The sequence below is a fragment of the Selenomonas sp. F0473 genome (assembly GCF_000315545.1).
Classification (GTDB): domain Bacteria; phylum Bacillota; class Negativicutes; order Selenomonadales; family Selenomonadaceae; genus Centipeda.
This window is the reverse complement of record NZ_JH992902.1, coordinates 1,524,990-1,547,251: the sequence shown is the minus strand read 5'-3', so window position 1 is coordinate 1,547,251 and position 22,262 is coordinate 1,524,990. Positions and strand designations below refer to the sequence as shown.

Here is a 22,262-nt window from a genome sequence, read left to right as displayed (position 1 = left end):
GCAGCGGTATTTTTCATGCCTCCCTATATCCCAAAACCTAAGCGAGACGCCAAAATCCCGCCCTATATTCCCCCTCCTGAGCGAGGCGGAAGTTTGAATGCATCGTTCCTCTCACCTCAATAGGTCTCAATGATATTAAAGTTCGAGTCACACGCCGCGGGCGTCCGCCCGATCTCACGGATGACGCGGATGATGTGATCCTCAGAGAGGGCGCGAGGGCTCTTTGCGCCCGCGTCGTGAAGGATGGTCTCCTTGTGCACGGTGCCGTCGATGTCGTTCGCGCCGAAGCAGAGCGCGACCTGTGCAACGGGTACGGTGAGCATGACCCAGTACGCCTTGATGTTGCGGAAGTTGTCGAGCATGAGCCGCGAGATCGCAATCGTCCGCAAATCGTCCCACATGGAGGTCTGCTTCACCTTCTGCCCGAGCTCTGTATTCGACGGGAGGAATGGGAACGGGATAAACGTCTGGAAGCCGCCCGTCTCGTCTTGGAGGTCGCGCAGGCGCAGCATATGCGTCACGCGCTCTTCGATGGTCTCGATATGCCCGTAGAGCATGGACGCGTTCGTCTTGATGCCGAGCTCATGCGCCGTACGCGCGACTACGAGCCACTCGTCCGCCGTCGCCTTGTTCGGGCAGAGCTCGCCGCGCACGCGGTCGGTCAGAATCTCCGCGCCGCCGCCCGCGATGGACTGGAGCCCCGCATCGCGCAGACGCAGGAGCACTTCTTTCACAGGCAAGCCCGACGTCTTTGCAAAATGCGTGATCTCTACGCCCGTAAAGCCTTTCAGATAGAGCGACGGGAACGACTCGTGCAGGGCGGAAAGGCGCAGGAGGTAGTCGTCGAACGTCCAGTCCGGGTGCAGCCCGCTCACGACGTGCAGTCCCGCCAGATGCGGGTCGCGCATCGCATCCGCCACATGGGCGACCGCCTCACGGGCGCTCATCTCGTATGCGCCCTTCTCGTCCGCATCGCGCCCGAACGCGCAGAACCTGCAGTGCGCCGTGCAGATATTTGTCAGATTCACATGGCAGTTCACATTGTAGTACACGATGTCGCCGCATTTCTCCCGGCGCACGCGGTCAGCGAGCATCCCGATCCACGCGATGTCCAGGCACGCGAAAAGACGCACGCCATCCGCGTGCGTCAGCCGCTCTCCGCGCTCAATTTTCCGCTCAATATCCAAATAATCGCCGCGCAATCGCTTCTTCTCCTAAAAATAGTCTGCGGCATACCGCCGGATACGTTTCAAATCCCGCCTCGGATTATTTTGCCGCCGTCACCCGAACGGAGGTCAGCATCTCGTCCATACGCTGTTCGATCGATGCGCTCCCCGCAGGACGGGTGAGCGATACGCTCCACTCCTCCTGCCCAAAAACAACCATGAGATAATCGTCCGTATAGCGTTTGCCGTCCATCGCAAAACTGAACGAGAGCAAGCGCGCCGGCGTGCCGTCCAGGTCCAGCATCTCGTCGCGGTCGAACCGGTCAAGCTTGTAAAGCGTCCTAAAGTTTTTGCGCATCCCCTTGGCCGTCTCCTCCAGCTGCGGCTCAACCGGCTTCCCATCGTTCATGTGCCCGTAGATCATATGCTGGACGTGCACGCGGAAATCCATATCCTTCCGATACGAAGAAAATTCGTTCATATAGAACCCGTTAGGCAGGGGCATTTCATGAGATTCAAAATCGGGCACCTGCGGCAGTGTCATCGTCAGCGTCGTGCCGTGATCCGTGAGCGTGACCGGATGCAGTTCGAGCGGGGCCGTACCGTCCTCTGCCGCAGCCTGCGCCGCCCCGCCGAAACAAGCGGCAAACACGAGCAGACACAGCGCGATGAGGCACCGTATATTCTTTAACATGGACATAGAACTCTCCTTCTCCGTATGCATAAGACTCATACGCACAGGCCGGCCCCGCTCTCTATTGCGCGGCGCCCACTCGAATAGAACTTAGTATCTCATTCATATGCGGCGCGGCCGTCTTGTTGTCCGCGCGCCGCGAGAGCGTGATGTTCCACTGATTGCAGCCGATCGTCACAACGACGCTGTCGTCGATATAGCGCGTCCCCCCGACCGTATACGCATATGAGAAGAGGTGCCCCGGCATACCGCCGAGATCGATCCGCTCGTCCCGCATCATTTGATCGTATTGATAGGCCGCCGCAATCGCATCGCGCGCGCCCGCCACGGCCTCGTCGAGTGTCGGCACGCCGGCCGCACTGTCGCCGGCATCTCCGAATACGGTGTGCTGAACGAGCACGTCGAGCCCCGCTCCCTCGGCGCGCGCAAGATATTTCCCGATGGTAAAACCGATCTCCGCAAACGACTGCTCTTCTTTCTTGAACTCCGAAATCTGCGCCGGCAGCAGCATCGTCAGCGTCTCATCGTGATCGGTGATCGTCACGGGCGAGAGCGCGAGAGACGCGGGAGTCTCCGCCTTTGTCTGCGTCTCTGCCGCGGCAGGCGCCGCCGCCGCAGGCGCATATCCCGCGCCGAGATACGCGGCGCAGGAAAGCACCGCAATCGCCGTTCCATACATCGTTTTCTGCAGTCTCATCTTATCCTCCGATCATATTCTTCGTTGTGTCCGCCTGCACCGTCATGTGCACGGTCTCTCTTTATATTGTGTCGAATTCCGGAAAAAGTCAATAGCGCATTTTTCACATAAAAACGCCGTCCTACCGCATGGGATAGGGCGGCGCCCTGCATACGGAGCAAAATACTCCGCGCCTATTTCTTTAATACAGTCCGAACGGCGCTTCGCTCAGGCTGATGTAGATGTTCTTGGACTGTGTGTAGGCATCCATGATGACCTTGTGCGTCTCGCGGCCGATGCCGGACTTCTTGTAGCCGCCGAACGGCGTATGCGCGGGCAGCTGGTTGTAGGTGTTGACCCACATACGGCCGGTCTCGACCGCCTGCGCGACGCGGAACGCACGGTTGATGTCCCTCGTCCAGACGGCGCCGCCGAGACCGTATTCGCTGTCGTTCGCCATCTTAACGACCTCCGCCTCGTCATGGAACTTGATGAAGCAGACGACCGGGCCGAAAATCTCCTCGCGCGCCACGCGCATGTCGTTCGTGACGTCGGCGATGATGGTCGGCTGCATGAACGCACCGTTTTCGAGCCCTGCGCCTGTCGCGCGTGCGCCGCCGCAGACGATGCGCGCGCCCTCTTTCTTCGCGATGTCGATGTAGGCAAGGCTGTTCTCCAGCTGGTGCATGTTGATCTGTGCGGCAATCTGCGTCGCGTCCTCCCACGGGAGGCCGACCTTCACCGCCTCGAACTTCTCCTTCACCGCCGCGAGGAACTTGTCGTAAATCGTATCCTGTACGAAGACGCGCGAGCCGGCACAGCAGACCTGTCCCTGGTTGAACAGGATGCCGAGGCAGACGCCCTCGACCGCCTTCTCCCACGGCGCATCCTCGAAATAGATGTTCGCCGACTTGCCGCCGAGCTCGAGCGTCGCGGGGATGAGACGATCCGCCGCCGCCTTTGCGACGTCGTAGCCAATCTCGGTGGAGCCCGTGAAGGCGAGTTTCTTCAGCCCCTCGTGTGCGAGAATGTAGTTGCCCGTCGTCGAACCGCGCCCCGTGACGAGGTTGAGCACGCCCGGAGGCAGAAGATCCTTGATAATGTCGGTCAGCGCGAGCACGCTGAGCGAGGTCTCGCTCGAGGGCTTAAAGACGATGCAGTTGCCCGCCGCGAGCGCGGGGGCAAGTTTCCACGCCGCCATGAGAAACGGGAAGTTCCACGGCACGATCTGTCCGACGACGCCGAGCGGTTCGCGCAGGACGATGGAGAGGGTGTTCTCGTCAATCTGCGACGCCGTTCCCTCCTCCGCGCGGATGACGCCCGCGAAATAGCGGAAGTGATCGCTCGCCAGCGGAACGTCGACGGCGCGCGTCTCGCGGACGGGCTTGCCGTTGTCGAGGCTCTCGATATAGGCAAGTTCCTCGGCGTGTTCATCAATGCGGTCGGCGATCTTCAGCAGAATCTCCGCGCGCTCTGCGGGGCTCTTCTTCTTCCACGCGGGGAACGCCTTCCAGCCCGCCCGGACCGCCTTATCGACGTCCGCCTGCGACGCCTCGGCACAGACGCCGATGAGACTCCCCGTGGCGGGCGTCGTCACTTCGTACGACTTTTCCCCTTCTGCGGCGATCCATTCGCCGTCGATGAAAAGCCCCCAGCAGGCGCGGTAGCTTTGGTTCTTGATTTCTTCAACAATCTTGCTCAATATCATCACGCTTTCTTTATAGTCCTTATCCGAATATTCTTTATTATAGAGCAAGCAGGTATTCTTTTCAATACTAATTGAAAATATTTTTCATCTGTGATATTTTTCACGAGTAATTCGCTTTAAGATAAAACTGTTTTTTAAATTCTCCTCGATTCAAAAAACTCCTTTATTTTTTCTTTGCAGCATTGACATTTTTTTAAAATTTGATATACTAAAGTTAGTAAAGGAGCCTCTCACAGCCAGCTTGATTCAGGACAGGCGGCCGCCGTATGAACCGTAAGCATCCGGTTCAGGCTCCGGGGTTTTCCCACAGTGTTGACCGACGAGTCATTGTTGGATCGGGATGACGGAGGTGCGACCACCGGCGAAGCGGAGCGCACATCACCGCCTTCCCCGACGGGCTGGGAGGAGATTCCGATGGGATATTGAGCAGCCGCACGGATCCCCGCAAAGGGTGCATCGCCGCTTCCGCGGAAGGAGCGCGGCCGGGTGCGCGGAGCGAAGCGACGGGGACGACAGGAGGATGCGGCGGTCCGCAGGGGCGGACATGGGGGCAGACGCAGGCGCCGCGTGAGAACGTGTCACGCAGGTTCGGCAAAGAGCGCGCTGTCGTTTGCCAAGGTGGTTTCTCAGCGTTTTCAAAGTTTGAGGGAAAGTTCCCCGCGCACGCTAGCAGCGACGAGGAACGAAGCAAAGGCCGTTTGGATGCGAGAGAGTTGCCTATCGTTTCCCGTATTTTCCGAAGAACCGCCGACAGGTGACGAGAAAGCCGGTCGGCGGTTTTGTATTTCAATTTTCCCTCCTTTTTCTATGTTAAAAATAAGGACACCTTCATGCGAAAAATTCTTTGCTTCCTCGTCGCCGCCACCGCCTTCCTCTGTACGCTGCAGGCCGCGCAGGCGGCCGCCGCGCCCGCGCTGACGCGCATCGTTCCCGGAGCGATATGGTCGGAGGAGACTTCGGGCATCGACGTTCCGGAGGAATATCCGCACCGTCTGCCCGCGGGCATCGTGTTCCGCGGGGAAAATCTTTATATCAAGACCTACTTCATCGGTTACCCCGCATGGGCGAGCCTTGCATATCGCGTCGGCACGGAAACGGGACGCGCGCTCGACTACGCCGAGCTGAGCCGCGTGCCGCTGACGGACAACGACCGCATTGTCATCGGCTACGTACAGACCGTCATGATCCCCTTCCGTGCGCTCGGTGCAGCGGAGGACGATCTCTGCATCACGGCAGACGGCGCGCAGGGCGGCAGCCGGTTCGCCTATATTTGCGGCATTTGCACGGAACGGGCGGCGGCACGTTAATTGAATCATACGCGCACAAAAAGAGCGGGGTATCGTCGTTGATACGCCGCTCTTTTTTATGTCTGCCGGACGAATATCAACCTCCGCCCGCAGTCTGCGGAGCGTATTCTGCCCGTCATAGCGACATTCGTCGCCGTATTTATTTCAATTCTCGGGGATGAAGAGGATTTCATCGCGGGCGCTCCTCAGAGGCGATCGGGCGGCCGCCGTCCCCGAAGGGACGAATGCGCTCAAAGCGCATGCCGAACGAATCCGGTCAGAAATAAATATTCACCCGCGCCTTATCTTCGGCAGGAGGAATCGCAGAAGGATGAATGCGGCGATGCTGCCGACGCCTGTCGATATGAAAAACGGGACGATGTAGACGGTATAACTCGCGGGCGTAAGCCCCATGAGGAGCGCGGCGACGGGATAGGCGGCAAGCGCGCCGAAGACGCCCGTGCCGAGCGCCTCGGCGACGCAGGTCAGCCCGAGCTGGCGCGTATAATAGTAGACCATGCCGCAGGCGAGCGCGCCAATCATGCTGCCCGGGAACGCCATGAGGCTCCCGAGCCCCGCGATGTTGCGCAGGAGGCTTGCCGAGAATGCAACGCCGATGCCCCAAAGCGGGCCGAGAAAGACGGCGGCAAGGATATTGACGAGGTGCTGCACGGGCGCGCAGCGGCTGCCGAGCACAGGGAAGCTGAACACGCCGCTGAGCACGGCGACGGCAGTGAGAATGCCCGCAAGGGTCAGTTTGCGCGTGCGCGTATCTAGCATAGAATCTCCTTCACTGGAATCTGAGTACCGCATGTAAAATGTACATGCGGTATTTTGATGCGCAGTATCAAGACGAGATGAATCGGCTCTTGAGGTCAAAACCGTGCGCCATCGGCCCGTGCCCTTTGCCGAGGTCAAGGCCCGCCGCGAGTGCGCCCGAGAGGTAGTCCTTCGCCCGTGCGACCGCCTCATACATATCGAATCCGCGCGCGAGGTTCGACGCGATCGCGCTCGAGAGCGTGCATCCCGTGCCGTGCGTATTCTCCGTCGCGATGCGCCGCCCGCGGAACCAGCGCGCGCCGCCCCTGTCTGCGAGGAGGTCGTTCGCGTCGTCCACCGCGTGCCCGCCTTTCATCAGTACCGCCGTTCCGTAGGTCCCATAGATTTTTGCCGCCGCACGCTCCATATCGGCGGTATTTTTGATGCCCATGTCCGCGAGTACCTCCGCCTCGGGGATATTCGGCGTGATGAGATCCGCGCGCGGCACAAGCTCCGTTCGCAGCGTATCCACGGCGTCCTCACTGATGAGGCGCGCGCCGCTCGTCGCGACCATCACGGGATCGAGAACGACGTGCCGCGCGCCGTACGCGTCAAGCTTCTCGGCGATCACGCGGATCAGCGCCGCATCCGCCGCCATGCCGATCTTGACGGCATCGGGAGGGATGTCCGTAAAGACGGCGTCGATCTGTGCGGCGAGGAACGCGGGCGGCACCGCGAGGATGTCCGTCACGCCCGTCGTATTCTGTGCGGTGAGCGCCGTGACCGCGGTCATGCCGTAGACGCCGTGCGCCGTCATGGTCTTGAGGTCCGCTTGGATGCCGGCGCCGCCGCCGGAGTCGCTACCGGCAATTGTGAGTGCTGTGTGTAGTTTCATATTTTCGCCTCCACGTTCGTGCCGCCGGATTTTCGTGCGGGCTTTCTCATATCGTCAGATCCGTTCATCCTTGGCGTACCGTGCGAGTGTCTCCTCGTCCATACGGTACACGGCGTCGATGATTTTCGCGCGGTACGCGGCGTTGCCGTCCCTCGACCCCATGCGTTCCCATGCGATCTCTCCCGCAACGCCCATCATAACGACGACGGCCAGCACGGCCGTGAGGGGCTCCTCGGATGCCGCGGCAAGCGCCGCCGCCGTGAGCGCGGACAGCTGACACCCCGTCCCTGTGACGCGGCTCATCTCGGGGCGCCCGTTGCGCACGGCATAACAAGCAGCGCCGTCCGTAACGATATCGATCGCGCCCGTCACGGCGGCGATGCAGTGATGTTCTGCGGCGAATGCGCGCATAAAGGCCGCCGCCTCCGCAAGGTTCTCCTCGGTCACGGCGTCTGCCGCGGCCGCATCGACGCCCGCGGCTGCCCCCGTGCCCATCGCGAGCGCGCGGATCTCGGAGATATTGCCGCGCACAGCCGTCGGCTTTACCTCACATAGGATATCGCGCGCGGTTTCCGTGCGCAGACGGCTCGCTCCGGCCCCTACGGGGTCGAGCACCACGGGCCGCCCCAGTGCGTGCGCCCGCCGTCCTGCCGCCGTCATCGCGGGAATCGTGCGCGCGTTCAGCGTGCCGATGTTGATGCAGAGGCCCGCGCAGAGTTCCGTGATCTCCTCGACCTCTTCCGGGTCGTCCGCCATAATCGGACGCGCCCCCGCCGCGAGCAGGACATTCGCCACATCGTTCACCGTCACATAGTTCGTGATGCAGTGGATGAGGGGCGCAGCGGCGCATATGGAGGGAAGTATATAATTGAAATCCATTGTGTTATCCTTTCGAGGCGTGATGCGGGATTTTCGCGCATAGCGCCGCTATTTCGGCGATACGATATGCCGCCATAACGAGGGGGAGGGCGCAGCAGCGCGGCGCCCCTACGGTGGCGGCGTAAAATATGCCCTGAGCCGCTACATATGCACTTCCAAGACTTTTACCGTACCGCCCGCGCTCCCCTCGCCTTATTCACCGCATACGCGAGCGCCATCGTCAGCGCGATGGTCGGCAGTGTGCTCCCGATCGGCGTATCGACGATCATTAGACCGCGATAGCAGAGGAACCCGACGAACCAGACGGCGAGATTCGCTCCGTGCACGGTGCGCTCCGACGCGTCCTCATGCAGGACGAAGTGGCTCACAAGGAGGACGGCAATCATCGGGGCGAATACCGATCCGATGATGTAGAGGAAGCCCGTGATGTCGTCCATCGGATAGACTGCTGCCGCCGCCGTCCCGACGGCAGCTACGACGATGCCCACCGTACGCCCCGAAACGCCGCGCACGATGCTCTCGCTCGACACGCCCGCCGAGTACGCGTCGAGATACGTCGTCGTCACCGTCGAGAGCACGACGATGCCGAGCCCCGCCGCGCCGAGTCCCGCATGCAGCATCATCTGCGCGATATCGGACGTCCCCGCGAGAATCGCCGCCCCCATCCCGATGAAGTACATCCAGCAGCTGACGAGACCGTAGACGGCAGCGCTCACGGCAGCGGCCGCGACGGGACGCTCCGCCGCGCGCGTGTAGTCGCTGATGAGCGGCAGCCACGAGAGCGGCATCGCAATCGAGAGCTCGAGCGTCATCGCAAAACTCATCGTCTCCTCTGCCGCAGACGTCGGCGCACCGTCCGCGCCCATAATCGTCGCGCAGAGCAGCACCGTCAGGAAGAACAGCCCCGTCATCGCGACCGCATTCACGGGACCGATACGCAGGATGCCGATGCGGATCCAAAGGATGATGAGCGCGCCGATCCCAACGCACCACAGCGCGTGTCCCGCATCCATGATGCTGCCCGCCGCGCGCGCCCCGTCATAGATCATGATCGCCGTCCAGCCGACGAGCTGGAGCACGTTGAGCACGGCAAAGAGCAGTCCGCCGCGCGCGCCGAACGCCGTCTTCACCGTCTCCATCGCGCTGCGCCGCGTCTGCGCGCCGATCACACCCGCCAAAAACAGCAAGAAACAGCCGATCATATGCCCGAGCACAATCGCCGCAGCGCCGTCCGAAAATCCAAGCGGCGCAAAGAACGTCCCCGTCAGCATCTCCGCGAGCGAAACGCCCGCGCCGAACCAAATCAGCGCATTTGCGCCGAGCCCTGTCCGCCGATCCATCATAACGCCTCCCCATCCGATGTGAAAACGCGGCTATGCCAAGAGACATAGCCGCGTTCGACTGCATCGGTATATCCCTACGTTGGCATTACCCAAATCAGGTTGCGGGTCGGGACGCCTACGTCCCCTCTCAGCCGTCTTGTGACAGCTCCCCTTTATGTTTTGGAGGAAATTTTCCCCATCGATACCCGTTTACTGAGCGCTCATCGAGAGCTCGATGAACTTGTTCCCGAGTTTCGCCTTCTGCAGAACCTCCTCGGTGATGTCGGCGCCCGCCTCAACAATGACGACACCGTTGTCCATCTTGATCGTGCGCGTCGCCTTCTTGCCGAGGAGGAAGCGGCGGTGGCGATCCTCGTTCACGCGGTCCGCGCTCTTCTCGGCGTCCTCTGCCGGAGCCGCGGGGATCTCGACCGGAGCGGCCTCCGTAGCCGCGACGGCAACCGATTCCTCGGCGCCGGGCTCCTCGGCGGGAGTTTCGGACATCTCTTCCGGTGCGGGCGCATCTGCCGGCACCTCGCCGACAGGCTCGTCCGGCGCCGCGGCGGACGCAGATTCCTCGACGACCGGCTCAGCCGCGGCTTTTGCCGCAGGTGCAGGCGCAGCGGATGCCGCCGGTGCCGCCGCTGCGTCAGTTTTTTTTCCGCCGTCGCCCTCCGGGGAGATGACCGTAACTTCCTTCCCAAAGATCGAGACCTGATCCGCCGTCACCTCGGACGTCATGCCTTCGGGCGACGTGATCTCGCATTTCTCGATGCTGCCGTCGTCGCCGATGAAGATCTCGGAGATGAGGCCCTGGATCACGCCCGTCCGCGTAATCGCCTTCGTGCCGATCACGCGGATGTTGTCGTCGAGCAGCGACTCAAAATCGCCCGCCGCATCGAGGGTCAGGATGTTCTCGCTGTTGTTGATCGTGAGGGCATCTTCGCCGACCGCAATGACATTATCATAGGGGATGAGCTTGACGCCGCGATACCAGTCCTCGTCTTCAATCGTGACCGCGGCCACGATGCGGTTCGGCGCGTCGATGAGCAGTGTCTTGCTCATGCCGAGCTCGCGCCCCTCCGTAATACTGATGACGGGGAGTCCCAGGATGTCAGCGCTTTTCTTCATTTCTATTCCTCCATTTTTCAAAAAATGTCAAGGGTTGGACGCGGACGCCTCTCTGTCCGCCCGGCGATTGGCCGCGTCCAGCAGTTCCTTCGGCACCGCACCGAAGGGCAGCTGAGGCGTGCCCCGCATCGCCAGCATGAGAGCGACGGCATCCAGATGGCGCAGCGAACGCCGGAGTTCCTGCACCATAATCTCGCTCTTCTCGATCACCGGCAGTGTGAGCGCATGGGTGAAGAGCTCGCGTGCCGCACCGTAGTCGCCCATGTTTTTGTAAAGGGTCGAGAGCTCGATGACGAGGTACGGGATATACGAATCGTCCGGGTAGCGCGCGAGCGCCTCCCGATATACCCGTATGGCGCGCGCGGGATCCGCGGCGCTCGACTCGTAGGCGATATCGAGCAGAGCGTCGAGGTCCGCCGGCAGCGTCTCCGCCGCATCGCTCGTCTCCGCGGGGCCGGCAGCCGCAGCGGGCAGCTCCGCGGAAAGTACCTCCCGCATATGCGCCTCGGCCGCAGGTTCCGCCGGCGGTCCGCATTCCGCTGCGGGAACAGTCGGCACATCCGCACGGCGGCGGATACGCCCCGCCATATATCTGTTGTAGACGGTTACGCACGCCGCCGCGCCGAGAATGAGCAGGGCCATATGCACATAGTACGTCCGCGTGAGCGCCGGGCTGAACGCGATGAGTCCCGCCGCGAGCCCGACGCCGAGCAGCACGGCAAGAAAAAGCGAGGAAAGCCAAAGCTGCACCCGCATCGTCTTCCCTCCTCGTTCCCCGCGCCCGTTCCCGATGCGGCGCGCGCACCGCACAGGTATTCTTGAATTCTTTCGACGCAGACACGGAAAATCCTTCCTTTTCTTGCAAAATATTCTTGAAAAACATTTTTATTTCTGCCCTTTATTTCGGATGGCATTTTTAGTATAATGACGGTGACATTCATTTGCTTCCGTTCGTGTGCGGGCGGCTGCGATGGGGATAATATGCTTACTTTTTCGGATGGGAGAGGTTCATATGACGCAGGAAACGGTGACAATCGAGAACAAGACGGGCATCCACGCGCGTCCCGCATCTGTATTCGTCCAGACCGCGACGAAGTTCAAGTCCAAGATCCAACTCGAAGCGAAGGGCAAGAAGGTCGACGCCAAGAGCATCCTCATGCTGATGAGCATGGGCCTCGTCAAGGGTACGGAACTCACCATCATCGCGGAGGGCGAGGACGAGGCTGCGGCGGTCAAGGAGCTCGCGGAACTCATCAAGACGAAGTTCGGCGAAGAATAAATGTACGGGCGCCCCGGGGTTTTGCAGCGTGCTGTTTCACCCCGAGGCGTTTTTTCATAGGAAGAGAGGGTGAATCATAATGGCGGAAACCATCCGTGGAAAAGGGGTCATCTCCGGGATCGCCGTCGGCCGGGTCATGCTCGCGGGGCAGAATCTCGACGGCTATCTCGCCGCTTATCGCCCCGGGGACGTCGCGGCGGAGCAGAAAAAGGCAGAGGCGGCCATCGCGGCCGTCACGGAGGATCTCCTCGCGACCATCGAACGTCTGCGCAAAGACGGTCAGACCGAACAGGCCGCGATCCTCGAAGCACACCGCATGATGGTACAGGATCCCATGATGGCGGACAATATCAAGCATAAGATCGATACGTGCGGCAGCGCGCCGCAGGGCATCCTGGAGGCCGCCGACGAACAGGCGCAGCTCTTCGAACAGATGGAGGACGAGTACTTCGCCGCGCGCGCGGTCGACCTGCGCGATGTCGGAAAACGCATCGCCAGACACGTCCTCGGCGTCAAGGAGCCCGAACTCGACGCGGGGCAAGTCATCCTCTGCGGCGAGGAGATCGAGCCGTCCGTCGTCGCAGGCATGCCCACGGAGCAGATCGCGGGCGTCATCCTCGGCTCCGGCAGCGCGACCAGCCACGTCGTCATCATCGCGAAGGCGCGCGCCATCCCGACGGTGCTCGGCATCGGCGACAAGATTAGTCTCATCAACGACGGCGACGAGGTCATCATCGACGGCAGCCGCGGCGATATCGTCATCCGTCCGACCGAGAAGGAACGCGCGCTCTATGAGACAAAAATCGAGGAGCAGACCAAACTCGCCGCCCACTATGCCGCGCTCAAGGATCTCCCCGCCGTCACAAAGGACGGGGTACGCATCGAGCTGACGGCGAACATCGGCACGCACATGGACGTCGACAACGCGCTGACCTACGGCGCGGAGGGCGTCGGACTCTTCCGCTCCGAGTTCGTTTTTATGGGCTCGACGACCATCCCCACGGAGGAAGATCAGTTCAAGGCCTACCGTGCGGCCGTGGAGAAATGCGGCGGCAACATCTGCGTCATCCGCACCATGGACATCGGCGGCGACAAACCCCTCCCCTACCTCAACATCGAGCCGGAGGAGAACCCGTTCCTCGGCTACCGCGCCCTGCGCATCAGCCTCGACCGGCACGATCTCTTCCTGCCCCAGATCAAGGCCATCCTGCGCGCGGGCCTCTACGGCAAGGCAGCGATGATGGTCCCCATGGTCATCAGCGTCAGCGAGATCCAGCGCGTACAGAAACTCGTCGAGCAGGCCAAGGTCGAGCTCGCCCACGAGGGCAAGGAATACGCCGACATACAGGTCGGCATCATGGTCGAGACCCCGGCGGCAGCCGTCGTCTCCCCGCTCCTCTCGGCATACGTCGACTTCTTCAGCATCGGGACGAACGACCTCATCCAGTACACGCTCGCGGTTGACCGCGGCAACGCGCAGATCGCGCATCTCTACAACCCGTTCAACCCCGCCGTCCTCCGCCTCATCCAGCGTACCATCCAGAGCGCGCGCGAGCGCGGCATCTGGGCGGGCATGTGCGGCGAGATGGCGAGCGATCCGTACGCGGCCGTCCTCCTGCTCGGCATGGGCATCACTGAGCTCTCCATGAGCGCGCCCTCGATCCCGCGCGTCAAAGAGATGATCCGCTCCGTGACCGCGGCCCGGGCAAAGGAACTCCTGGATCACGTCATGCAGATGGAACACGGCGTCGAGATCCGCGCCTATATGCACAAGGAGCTCGGCGATACAACCACGGCGGTCGAGGTCTAGGCCGCGATTCCGTCACATTGACCGCAGACAACCGACACATCCTATGCCATACTGACGGCGTGTGTTATATTGAACGAGAACTCCTGCCGCACGCCGCGCGGCAGGAATTTTCATTTTCGTATCGATAAAAAAGGGGGGACCGCCATGCCGTTGACCATCCGGGAAGACCTCTGCGTCTCGTGCGGCATGTGCGCCGAGCGCCTGCCCGCCGTCTTCCGCATCGACCGCGCCGCACACTGCGCGCGCGTCACGCGTCAGCCCTGCCCGCAGGAACAGGACGACGCCTATGAGGCGGCGGAGGACTGCCCTGTGGGCGCGATTGTCGATACGCCGCATGCGGCAGGCCCCTGAACCGGGATTCGTCTTTTCCGCAGCGCGTCACATGTTTTCGGGGGAGGAATACGATGACAGCACCAACGCCGGAGCCGTTCGGCAGGATGCCCGACGGGCGAAGCATCGGTCTCTACACGCTGACGAACGCGCGCGGCACGCGCGTCGCCGTCACCGACTACGGCGCGCGCCTCGTCACGTTCGAAAAGCGGGTGAACGGACGTCCCGTCGACATCGTGCTCGGCTACGCGCGGGGCGAGGACTATGTGCGCGACACCGCCTACATGGGCGCCGTCATCGGCCGGCACGCGAACCGCATTGCGGGCGGGCGCATCACCGTCGGCGGACGGTCCTATCAACTCGAGCGCAATACGGGTTCGAAAAAACAAAACCACATCCACGGCGGATCGAGCGGTATCCAGTACCATCTATGGTCGGCGGAGATCCTCCCGGGGGGCGTGCGGCTGACGACCGTCAGCCCGGACGGAGCCGCGGGGTTCCCGGGCAATCTCGAAGTCAAGGTCACCTACCGGCTCGACGATAACGACGCGCTCTCCATCGCATACGAAGCCGTCAGCGATGCCGCGACCGTCTGCAATTTGACGAATCACACGTATTTCAATCTCGAGGGCGCTGCGGCGCCGAGCATCCTAAATCATACCGCGGAGATCTGCGCGGACGCGTTCACATGGGCGGACGCCGAGTCCCTCCCCGACGGGCGGATCCTCCCCGTCGCGGGGACGCCGATGGACTTTACCGCGCCGCACCGCATCGGCGAACGCATCGACGCGGACTACGACCAGCTGCGCACGGCGCGCGGCTACGACCACAACTGGGTGCTGCGCGGCGACACTGCGCCCGCGCCGTATGCGCATCTCACAAAAGCGGCATGCGTCTCCTCAGATATCGCGGGGCTCGCCCTCTCCTGCTACACCGACCGCATCGGCGTGCAGTTCTACACGGGCAACAACCTCGACGGCACAACGCCCCCGGGCAAGGGCGGCATCGTCTTCCCGCGGCGCGGCGGGTTCTGCCTCGAGACCCAGTTCTTCCCGAACAGCCCCGCCAATCCCGCCTTCCCGCAGCCGATTCTCCGGCCGGACGAAGTATTCGCCGCCGAGACCGTTTACAAACTCGACGAGATACAAAATTTTTCATAGAAAACATTTATAACTCCCCTATTTTTTTCAATCGTCGCGGCTATGGAAATCTGTGGACTTTCCCGTCAAACGGGGTTAATATAGGAGTGGCATGTAGGTTCTACTCACAAAAAGGGAGGATTGGGTAAATGAACATTCACGAGTATCAATCCAAACAGGTGCTGCGCGAATACGGCGTCAAGGTCCCGAACGGACTGCCCGCATTCACCGTCGACGCGGCCGTCGACAACGCCGAGAAACTCGGCGCACCGGTCATCGTCGTCAAAGCACAGATCCACGCCGGCGGCAGGGGGAAAGCCGGCGGCGTCAAGATCGCCAAGACGACCGACGAGGTGCGCCGCTACGCGCGCGAGCTGCTTGGCAAAACGCTCGTCACGCATCAGACGGGGCCCGAGGGCAAGGTTGTCAATCGTCTGCTCATCGAAGAAGGATCGAAGATCAAAAAGGAATTTTACCTCTCCCTCGTCATCGACCGCCTCTCGGCGAGCATCGTCATGATGGGCTCGGAGGAGGGCGGCGTCGAGATCGAAAAGGTCGCCGCGGAGCATCCGGAAAAGATCATCAGGGAATACATCGATCCCGTCGTCGGGCTCATGCCGTTCCAGGCAACGCGCATGGCGTATGCGATCAACATCCCCGCGCCGGCCGTCCGCAAGGCGGCCAAGCTGATGCGGAACCTCTACGCCGCGTTCATCGGCAAAGACTGCTCGCAGGTTGAGATCAACCCGCTTGTCATCACAGAGGACGACGACGTGATCGCCCTCGACGCCAAACTCAACTTCGACGACAGCGCCCTCTACCGTCATCCCGACATCGCGGAGCTGCGCGACGACAGCGAAGAGGATCCGAAGGAGCTTGAGGCGTCCGCCCACGGGCTCAACTACGTCAACCTCGGCGGAGACGTCGCCTGCATGGTCAACGGAGCGGGTCTCGCGATGGCGACCGTCGACATGCTCAAGCACTGCGGCGGCGCGCCCGCAAACTTCCTCGACGTCGGCGGCGACTCCGCCCCCGAGAAGATCGCCACCGCTTTTAACATCATGCTCGAGGGCGGCCAGGCAAAGGGCATCTTCGTCAACATCTTCGGCGGCATCAACCGCTGCGACAACATCGCCAACGGCATCATCGAAGCCGCCAAACTCATCTCCAAAGACGGCAAATCCCTCCCCGTCCCCGTCGTCGTCCGCCTCGAGGGCACAAAGGTTGCGGAAGGGCGCGAGATTTTAAAGAACACGCCGATCGGCAACGTATTCACCGCAGCCTCCATGGAAGACGGGGCGAAGCAGATCGTGGAACTCGTCGCAAAGGCGAAGGCGTAAGGGAGGTTCAGCCATGTCCATTTTGATTGATAAGAATACCAAAGCCATCGTACAGGGCATCACGGGCAAAGCCGCCCTCTTCCATACGCGTCAGATGCTCGACGCCGGCACGCAGATCGTCGCGGGTGTCACTCCGGGCAAGGCGGGACAGGTCGTCGAGGGCGTCCCCGTCTTCAACACCGTCGTCGACGCCGTGAAGGCGACGGGCGCGAACGCCTCCGTCATCTATGTCCCCGCGCGTTTTGCCGCAGACTCTATCATGGAAGCCGTCGATGCGGAACTGCCGCTCGTCATCTGCATTACCGAGCACATCCCCGTTCTCGATATGGTCAAAGTGCGCCGCTATATGCAGGGCAGGAAGACCCGTCTCGTCGGCCCGAACTGCCCCGGTCTCCTCACCCCGCTGCAGTCGAAACTCGGCATCACGCCGGCCAGCGTCAGCAAGCCCGGTCACGTCGGCCTCGTCTCGCGCTCCGGCACCCTCACCTATGAGGCGGCGTTCCAGCTTACGAACGCGGGCATCGGTCAAACGACCACCGTCGGCATCGGCGGGGACCCCGTCAAGGATATGGACTTCATCGACGTCCTGAAACGATTCAAAGACGACCCCGAGACCTACGCCGTCCTCCTCATCGGCGAGATCGGCGGCACCGCGGAAGAAGAAGCCGCGAAATGGATCAAAGAGAACATGCCCGAAAAGCCCGTCGCCGCGTTCATCGCCGGCCGTCAGGCGCCTCCGGGCAAACGTATGGGACACGCGGGCGCCATCATCTCCGGCGGCAAGGGAACCGCCGCGGATAAGGTCGCCGCGCTCAACGCGGCGGGCATCCCCGTCGCCGAGACCGTCGCCCATATCGGCGATACCATGGTGGGCCTCCTCAAGGAGAAGGGTCTCTACGAAAAGTGCCACACCTGCTGAGACGACATTCGAGGGATAGAGAAATCAACAAGGGACTGTAAGCGGTTACGGAATCAAAACGGAGCCGGCATATTTCTGCGCCGGCTCCATTTTGTATTCTTATGTTATATCTTTTGCAAAAGTATTTTTTTAGAACCTCATCGGATTTATGTTCACAGGGCAATATCGGCCTATCGCCCCCGTTAAACGCAAATAAAGCCAATGCCTGCGGCGCCTTCCACCTCACTCTTTATCCCCGACAACGACCGCGCCCTCGCGCCTTCTAGCGTGCGATATCTTTGAATTTCTATAACGCCCCTATCATGAAATTTATTTTCAGTTCCGTTGAATTTCCATTATGCCTGCGCTATAATAGAAGTATTAGAGAAAAGGAGGCATGTCCCATGAATCAAGAACAGCTCAAACGCATGACCGATGCCAAAGGATTCATCGCGGCGCTCGATCAGAGCGGCGGTTCCACGCCCAAGGCACTGAAAGCCTACGGCGTCGACGAGAGCGCCTATCACGGCGAAGAGGAGATGTTCACGCGCGTCCACGAGATGCGCACGCGCATCATCAAGAGCCCGTCCTTCGACAAGTCCAAGATACTCGCGGCAATTCTCTTTGAGAACACGATGGACCGCAAGATCGACGGTATGTTCACCGCAGATTTCCTCTGGGAGAAGAAGGGGATTATCCCCATCCTCAAAGTGGACAAAGGACTTGCCGACGAAAAGAACGGCGTCCAGCTCATGAAGCCCATCGACAACCTCGGCAGTCTCCTGGACCGCGCCAACGAGCGCCACATCTTCGGCACGAAAATGCGCTCCGTCATCAAAGAGGCGAATGAAGCGGGGATCAAAGCCGTCATCGATCAGCAATTTGAGATCGGCATGCAGATCGTCGCCAAAGGTCTCGTCCCCATCCTCGAGCCGGAGGTGGACATCCACTGCCCCGAGAAGGCAAAGGCGGAGAAAATTATGCTTGGGTTCATGAAGGAACACCTTGCAAAACTGCCGGCAAACGCAAAGATCATGTTCAAGGTCACCATCCCGACCGAGGACAACCTCTATGAGGGGATCATGAAGGATCCGCACGTCGTCCGCGTCGTCGCCCTCAGCGGCGGCTATTCGCAGGACGAGGCGAACGAAAAACTCGCGCGCAACCGGGGGCTCATCGCCAGCTTCTCCCGTGCCCTTGCACAAGATCTGCGCGCAGGCCAGAGTGCCGCCGAGTTCGACGGCATCCTCAAAAAGGCCGTCGACGGCATCTACGCCGCCTCGATCACCTGACCCTCTCTCCGCGGAGCTTCATACGACGATACGAAAACGGGGCTGCCGTACAGATGCGATAAAACGCATCTGTACGGCAGCCCCGTTTTTTCTGTGAATCTCGGCTGTTTTTTGAATAGGATATATAGATTCATCATATGAGCGTAACAGACCGACAATAATAAGAGCCTAGAGCATCGCTAAGTAATCGTCCAGCCGAGCGTTCACATAGTTCGAAAATAACGCCTCCATCGCATCAAGCTTGCCGTTTTCATGATATTCGTCGAACGCTTGATAATAACTCATGCGATCTGTGAACTTAATATCAATCGGCGGATACCCCGCCTTCATCAGCTCCAGATTGACGAGCAGGCGTCCCGTACGCCCGTTCCCGTCAATAAAGGGATGAATCGCCTCAAACTCGATATGGAACCGTGCCAGCCGTGGAACGATATGCTCCGCGCTCTTCTCATACGAAAGCAGCAGCCGCTCCATCTCCGGTTGTATGAGATACGGCTGTATGGGCGCATGCTTTGCCCCCATAATGTTCACGGGGACCTTGCGGTAGACGCCCCGATCCACCCGCTTATCTTCCAAAACGAGGGCATGAATCTGCTTGATCACAGTCTCGGAGAGCGGCGTGTGATCCCGCACCAATTCCCGCACAAAGTCAAACGCTTCCTTGTGCCCCACCGCTTCCAAATGCTCGCGGAGCGGCTTCTGCGCGATCGTGAGGCCGCGCAGCACCATATCCGTCTCGCGCAGCGTCAGCGTATTTCCCTCGATCGCATTGGAATTATACGTATACTCCACGGCAAAGGCTTCCGTCAAGCGGTCAACTTCCCCCGGCGTAAGCGGCCGTTTGGCATCCAATTCCATTTTTTTCCGATCGATGGCGTCCAGTAGAGATTCCACTTCGGACCTCCTTCTACTCGATTTTCGATAGGTATCCAAATAAACCTAACAAGCCTCGAGATAGATGATGTTAAGTATCTGAACGTATCCTCCTTACATAACTAGATTGAGCCTACGTCGTCAAACATTCCCCACATGATCGTCTTTTTATTATACATTTCCTTCATTAATATAGCAAGCACCCGCTTTTTGATCTGCAGAAAGGTTTCCCCGCCATCGCCCTCGTCTCTTCCTATCTGCACGAGGTGTGCGGCATCCCGCTCGCCGAGGCCGTCGCCATCTGCCCCGCCGCCCCCTACGTCGCCCCCGACTATTTCCGCGCCGTCTCGCAGCTCCTTACCGAGGCCGAGCGCACGGATGCCGCGCCGCTCCACCTCATGGGCATCGAGTTCACCTACCCCAGAAAAATACGGTACATCCTCCCGGAGAGCTGCGATGCGCAGAGACATCATAGCTGATTTCAGATTGGGTATCAGTAAAAAGCATATCTAGATTCAAATTTTATATATAAAAAAAATAAATATCCACCCGCGTAGCGGGTGGTTTTGATTTTTCGGGCATAGCCCTAATATTACTAGCGGCGTACAAGTACGCTTTTTATTGGCCTGCCAGCCATGCGTTTGTTACTTGCTACGAGTGTGTGAAAGAAATTCTGTAAAAACTTCCGACTCGAAGGAATAAGGACTTCTATGGTAAAATCAAATCATGGGAGGTCTTTGTTTATGGCAAAACAACAAAAAGAAGTTCACAAAGTCAAAATGACCGATAGGAAAAGAGCGATCATTCAGCAGCTCTTTCAAGAGTATGACATTGAGAGCACATCCGACATCCAAGAAGCACTAAAAGACCTGCTGGGTGGAACCATCAAGGAAATGATGGAGGTGGAAATGGACAGCCATTTAGGCTACGAAAAATCCCAACGCTCCGCCAATGAGAACGCTCGCAATGGGTACAAATCCAAGACATTAAACAGCAGCTATGGGAGCGTTCGGATTGAAGTCCCCCAAGACCGACAGTCTTCTTTTGAACCACAGGTGGTAAAAAAGCGGCAGAAGGATATCTCTGCGATTGATCAGAAAATCATATCCATGTATGCCAAGGGAATGACTACGAGACAGATTTCCGAAACGATCAATGACATCTACGGTTTTGAGGCATCGGAAGGATTTGTATCCGACGTAACCGATAAGATTCTGCCCCACATTGAGGAATGGCAGAACCGCTGCCTTGTCAGCGTTTACCCGATCGTTTTCATTGATGCCATCCATTTTTCCGTGCGTCAGGACAGCATCGTAAGCAAACTTGCGGCCTACGTCGTTGTAGGGATTAACGATGCCGGGCGAAAAGAAGTCTTAACCATTGAAATTGGAGAAAATGAGAGCAGCAAATATTGGCTTGGCGTTCTTAACAGCCTAAAAAATCGAGGGGTTCAAGATGTTCTTATCCTTTGCTCTGACGGGCTTAGCGGGCTCAAGGAAGCGGTAGAGGCGGCCTTTCCGGAAACGGAGCATCAGCGCTGCATCGTACACATGGTACGCAATACCCTGAAATATGTGGCGCATAAGGACATGAAATTCTTTGCCAAGGATCTTCGCAGTATATACACGGCTCCTGATGAAAAGACCGCCCTCAAAAGACTGGAAGAGGCAGATAAAAAATGGAGTTCCCATTATCTAGCGGCCATGCGGAGATGGTATGATCATTGGGACGTCATAACACCGATATTCAAGTTCTCTATGGGTGTTCGCACCGCATTTTATACCACGAATATCATAGAGAGTCTTAATGCATCATACCGCAGATTAAATCGACAACGGAGCGTATTTCCTAGTGCACAAGCGTTATTAAAGGTTCTTTATTTGACGACGTTTGAAGCCACTAAGAAATGGACGATGCCGATAAAGAACTGGGGTAAAATCCGAGGCGAACTGGCGATTATGTATCCTAACAGATTGCCTGATTAACACTTGCACACATCATAGAAGATCCGATTTACAGACTTTTCTTCACAGACTCCTTGCTACCCATAAATGGGTCTCTCGGGTCAAATAAACTCAACTGATCAGATTCCCTGTCTCGTTTCAGTTGACCTTCGATGTATTCTGTTATCGCCTTCGTGTTTTTCCCTACCGTATCCACATAGTAACCTTTACACCAAAACTCCCGGTTCCTATATGCAAATTTCATATTCCCAAACTTCTGGAATATCATTAAGCTGCTCTTGCCTTTTAGATACCCCATAAACCCCGATACACTCATTTTCGGTGGGATACTTATCAGCATGTGGATATGATCTGGACACACCTCTCCTTCGATTATTTCTACACCTTTCCACTGGCATAACGTCCGCAATATCTCTCGTATTGCCGTCCGTTTCTCTGCATAAAACACTTTCCTCCGATATTTCGGGGCAAATACTATGTGGTACTTACAATTCCACCTCGTATGTGCTAAACTATGTCTGTCTGCATTTTGTTGTTTTGACATTATGTGACCTCCCTAGTACGGTTGCTCTTGCTAAGCTGGCAGGCTCGGCTCTAGCTTACCATACTAGGGTCTATTTTTTCACCGCTTAAACTCTTTGGAACCACGCGACTATCGCGTGGTTTTCTTTATACAATAAAAACCTACTTTTTGTAAAAGTAGGTTCATAATCTTCAATGATATAAGACTATATACCTCGATTTGTTTGGCAAACATCCTCTTCTATCCCCTGATGTGCATACTTGATGATTACGAAATACCGTGGATATGCGCCCCCCTC

At 58.9% G+C, this 22,262-nt stretch carries 22 protein-coding genes and 1 riboswitch; of the genes, 10 read left to right on the top strand and 12 right to left on the bottom strand.

The features are described from left to right. Positions 1-116 precede the first annotated feature (116 nt). From mqnE to HMPREF9161_RS07145, 4 genes are all read right to left on the bottom strand, one after another. Entirely contained in the window at positions 117-1,202 is a 1,086-nt protein-coding gene (gene mqnE, locus HMPREF9161_RS07160) for an aminofutalosine synthase MqnE (protein WP_009729005.1), read from the bottom strand. 64 nt (positions 1,203-1,266) lie between these two features. After that, positions 1,267-1,866, bottom strand: a complete 600-nt coding sequence (locus HMPREF9161_RS07155; protein WP_009729004.1) for a hypothetical protein — start codon at positions 1,864-1,866, stop codon at positions 1,267-1,269. Between the two features lie 55 nt (positions 1,867-1,921). Continuing rightward, positions 1,922-2,557: a hypothetical protein gene (locus HMPREF9161_RS07150; RefSeq protein ID WP_009729003.1), complete on the bottom strand. Its 636-nt coding sequence runs from the start codon at positions 2,555-2,557 to the stop codon at positions 1,922-1,924. Positions 2,558-2,738: 181 nt separating this feature from the next. Beyond that, positions 2,739-4,244 carry an aldehyde dehydrogenase family protein gene (locus HMPREF9161_RS07145; protein WP_037348852.1) on the bottom strand — a complete coding sequence of 502 codons (1,506 nt, stop codon included), beginning with the start codon at positions 4,242-4,244 and terminating at the stop codon, positions 2,739-2,741. 830 nt (positions 4,245-5,074) lie between these two features. Between HMPREF9161_RS07145 and HMPREF9161_RS07140 the strand changes: the two genes are divergently transcribed. Further along, a complete protein-coding gene (locus tag HMPREF9161_RS07140; RefSeq protein WP_009729000.1) occupies positions 5,075-5,551 on the top strand; it encodes a hypothetical protein in 477 nt (158 codons plus the stop codon). 270 nt (positions 5,552-5,821) lie between these two features. On the opposite strand, the gene thiW is transcribed toward HMPREF9161_RS07140, so the two are convergent. The 6 genes from thiW to HMPREF9161_RS07110 all read right to left on the bottom strand — a co-directional run bounded on the left by thiW (position 5,822) and on the right by HMPREF9161_RS07110 (position 11,272). Further along, positions 5,822-6,310 carry an energy coupling factor transporter S component ThiW gene (thiW, locus tag HMPREF9161_RS07135; RefSeq protein WP_009728999.1) on the bottom strand — a complete coding sequence of 163 codons (489 nt, stop codon included), beginning with the start codon at positions 6,308-6,310 and terminating at the stop codon, positions 5,822-5,824. 67 nt (positions 6,311-6,377) lie between these two features. Further along, positions 6,378-7,184, bottom strand: a complete 807-nt coding sequence (thiD, locus tag HMPREF9161_RS07130; protein WP_009728998.1) for a bifunctional hydroxymethylpyrimidine kinase/phosphomethylpyrimidine kinase — start codon at positions 7,182-7,184, stop codon at positions 6,378-6,380. Positions 7,185-7,238: 54 nt separating this feature from the next. Next, entirely contained in the window at positions 7,239-8,063 is an 825-nt protein-coding gene (gene thiM / locus HMPREF9161_RS07125) for a hydroxyethylthiazole kinase (protein ID WP_009728997.1), read from the bottom strand. Positions 8,064-8,227: 164 nt separating this feature from the next. Continuing rightward, positions 8,228-9,406: a putative hydroxymethylpyrimidine transporter CytX gene (gene cytX, locus HMPREF9161_RS07120; protein ID WP_037348649.1), complete on the bottom strand. Its 1,179-nt coding sequence runs from the start codon at positions 9,404-9,406 to the stop codon at positions 8,228-8,230. Positions 9,407-9,460: 54 nt separating this feature from the next. Further along, a riboswitch (TPP riboswitch) is annotated at positions 9,461-9,567 on the bottom strand. A gap of 28 nt (positions 9,568-9,595) precedes the next feature. Further along, entirely contained in the window at positions 9,596-10,516 is a 921-nt protein-coding gene (locus HMPREF9161_RS07115) for a PRC-barrel domain-containing protein (protein WP_009728995.1), read from the bottom strand. A 27-nt stretch (positions 10,517-10,543) separates the two neighbouring features. Beyond that, positions 10,544-11,272 (bottom strand): hypothetical protein, encoded by a 729-nt coding sequence (locus HMPREF9161_RS07110; RefSeq protein WP_009728994.1) that lies wholly within the window; start codon positions 11,270-11,272, stop codon positions 10,544-10,546. A gap of 256 nt (positions 11,273-11,528) precedes the next feature. Between HMPREF9161_RS07110 and HMPREF9161_RS07105 the strand changes: the two genes are divergently transcribed. The 7 genes from HMPREF9161_RS07105 (at position 11,529) to HMPREF9161_RS07075 (ending at position 18,604) form a co-directional block, all read left to right on the top strand. After that, positions 11,529-11,795 (top strand): HPr family phosphocarrier protein, encoded by a 267-nt coding sequence (locus HMPREF9161_RS07105; protein WP_009728993.1) that lies wholly within the window; start codon positions 11,529-11,531, stop codon positions 11,793-11,795. 79 nt (positions 11,796-11,874) lie between these two features. Beyond that, positions 11,875-13,605 carry a phosphoenolpyruvate--protein phosphotransferase gene (gene ptsP, locus HMPREF9161_RS07100; protein ID WP_009728992.1) on the top strand — a complete coding sequence of 577 codons (1,731 nt, stop codon included), beginning with the start codon at positions 11,875-11,877 and terminating at the stop codon, positions 13,603-13,605. 144 nt (positions 13,606-13,749) lie between these two features. Beyond that, on the top strand, positions 13,750-13,956 hold the full coding sequence (locus HMPREF9161_RS07095) for a ferredoxin (protein WP_009728991.1): 207 nt from the start codon (positions 13,750-13,752) through the stop codon (positions 13,954-13,956). Between the two features lie 53 nt (positions 13,957-14,009). Beyond that, positions 14,010-15,095 (top strand): aldose epimerase family protein, encoded by a 1,086-nt coding sequence (locus HMPREF9161_RS07090; RefSeq protein ID WP_009728990.1) that lies wholly within the window; start codon positions 14,010-14,012, stop codon positions 15,093-15,095. Positions 15,096-15,223: 128 nt separating this feature from the next. Beyond that, complete coding sequence (sucC, locus tag HMPREF9161_RS07085; protein WP_009728989.1) at positions 15,224-16,414, top strand: ADP-forming succinate--CoA ligase subunit beta; 1,191 nt, start codon at positions 15,224-15,226, stop codon at positions 16,412-16,414. A 13-nt stretch (positions 16,415-16,427) separates the two neighbouring features. Then, positions 16,428-17,333: a succinate--CoA ligase subunit alpha gene (gene sucD / locus HMPREF9161_RS07080; RefSeq protein WP_009728988.1), complete on the top strand. Its 906-nt coding sequence runs from the start codon at positions 16,428-16,430 to the stop codon at positions 17,331-17,333. 383 nt (positions 17,334-17,716) lie between these two features. After that, the gene (locus HMPREF9161_RS07075; protein ID WP_009728987.1) at positions 17,717-18,604 is read left to right on the top strand and encodes a fructose bisphosphate aldolase; all 888 of its coding nucleotides are present in this window, start codon (positions 17,717-17,719) and stop codon (positions 18,602-18,604) included. Between the two features lie 168 nt (positions 18,605-18,772). Here HMPREF9161_RS07075 and HMPREF9161_RS10170 read toward each other — a convergent pair whose 3' ends face one another. Beyond that, on the bottom strand, positions 18,773-19,498 hold the full coding sequence (locus HMPREF9161_RS10170; protein WP_009728986.1) for a Fic family protein: 726 nt from the start codon (positions 19,496-19,498) through the stop codon (positions 18,773-18,775). A gap of 245 nt (positions 19,499-19,743) precedes the next feature. Here HMPREF9161_RS10170 and HMPREF9161_RS09800 point away from each other — a divergent pair, with 245 nt between their 5' ends. Together HMPREF9161_RS09800 and HMPREF9161_RS07060 are read left to right on the top strand one after the other, a co-directional pair. Beyond that, a complete protein-coding gene (locus tag HMPREF9161_RS09800; protein ID WP_369791784.1) occupies positions 19,744-19,956 on the top strand; it encodes a hypothetical protein in 213 nt (70 codons plus the stop codon). A 264-nt stretch (positions 19,957-20,220) separates the two neighbouring features. Next, positions 20,221-21,462, top strand: coding sequence for an IS256 family transposase (locus tag HMPREF9161_RS07060; protein WP_009728984.1), 1,242 nt, complete (start codon positions 20,221-20,223; stop codon positions 21,460-21,462). A gap of 28 nt (positions 21,463-21,490) precedes the next feature. Here HMPREF9161_RS07060 and tnpA read toward each other — a convergent pair whose 3' ends face one another. Next, a complete protein-coding gene (gene tnpA, locus HMPREF9161_RS07055; RefSeq protein WP_009728983.1) occupies positions 21,491-21,985 on the bottom strand; it encodes an IS200/IS605 family transposase in 495 nt (164 codons plus the stop codon). Positions 21,986-22,262: the final 277 nt, after the last annotated feature.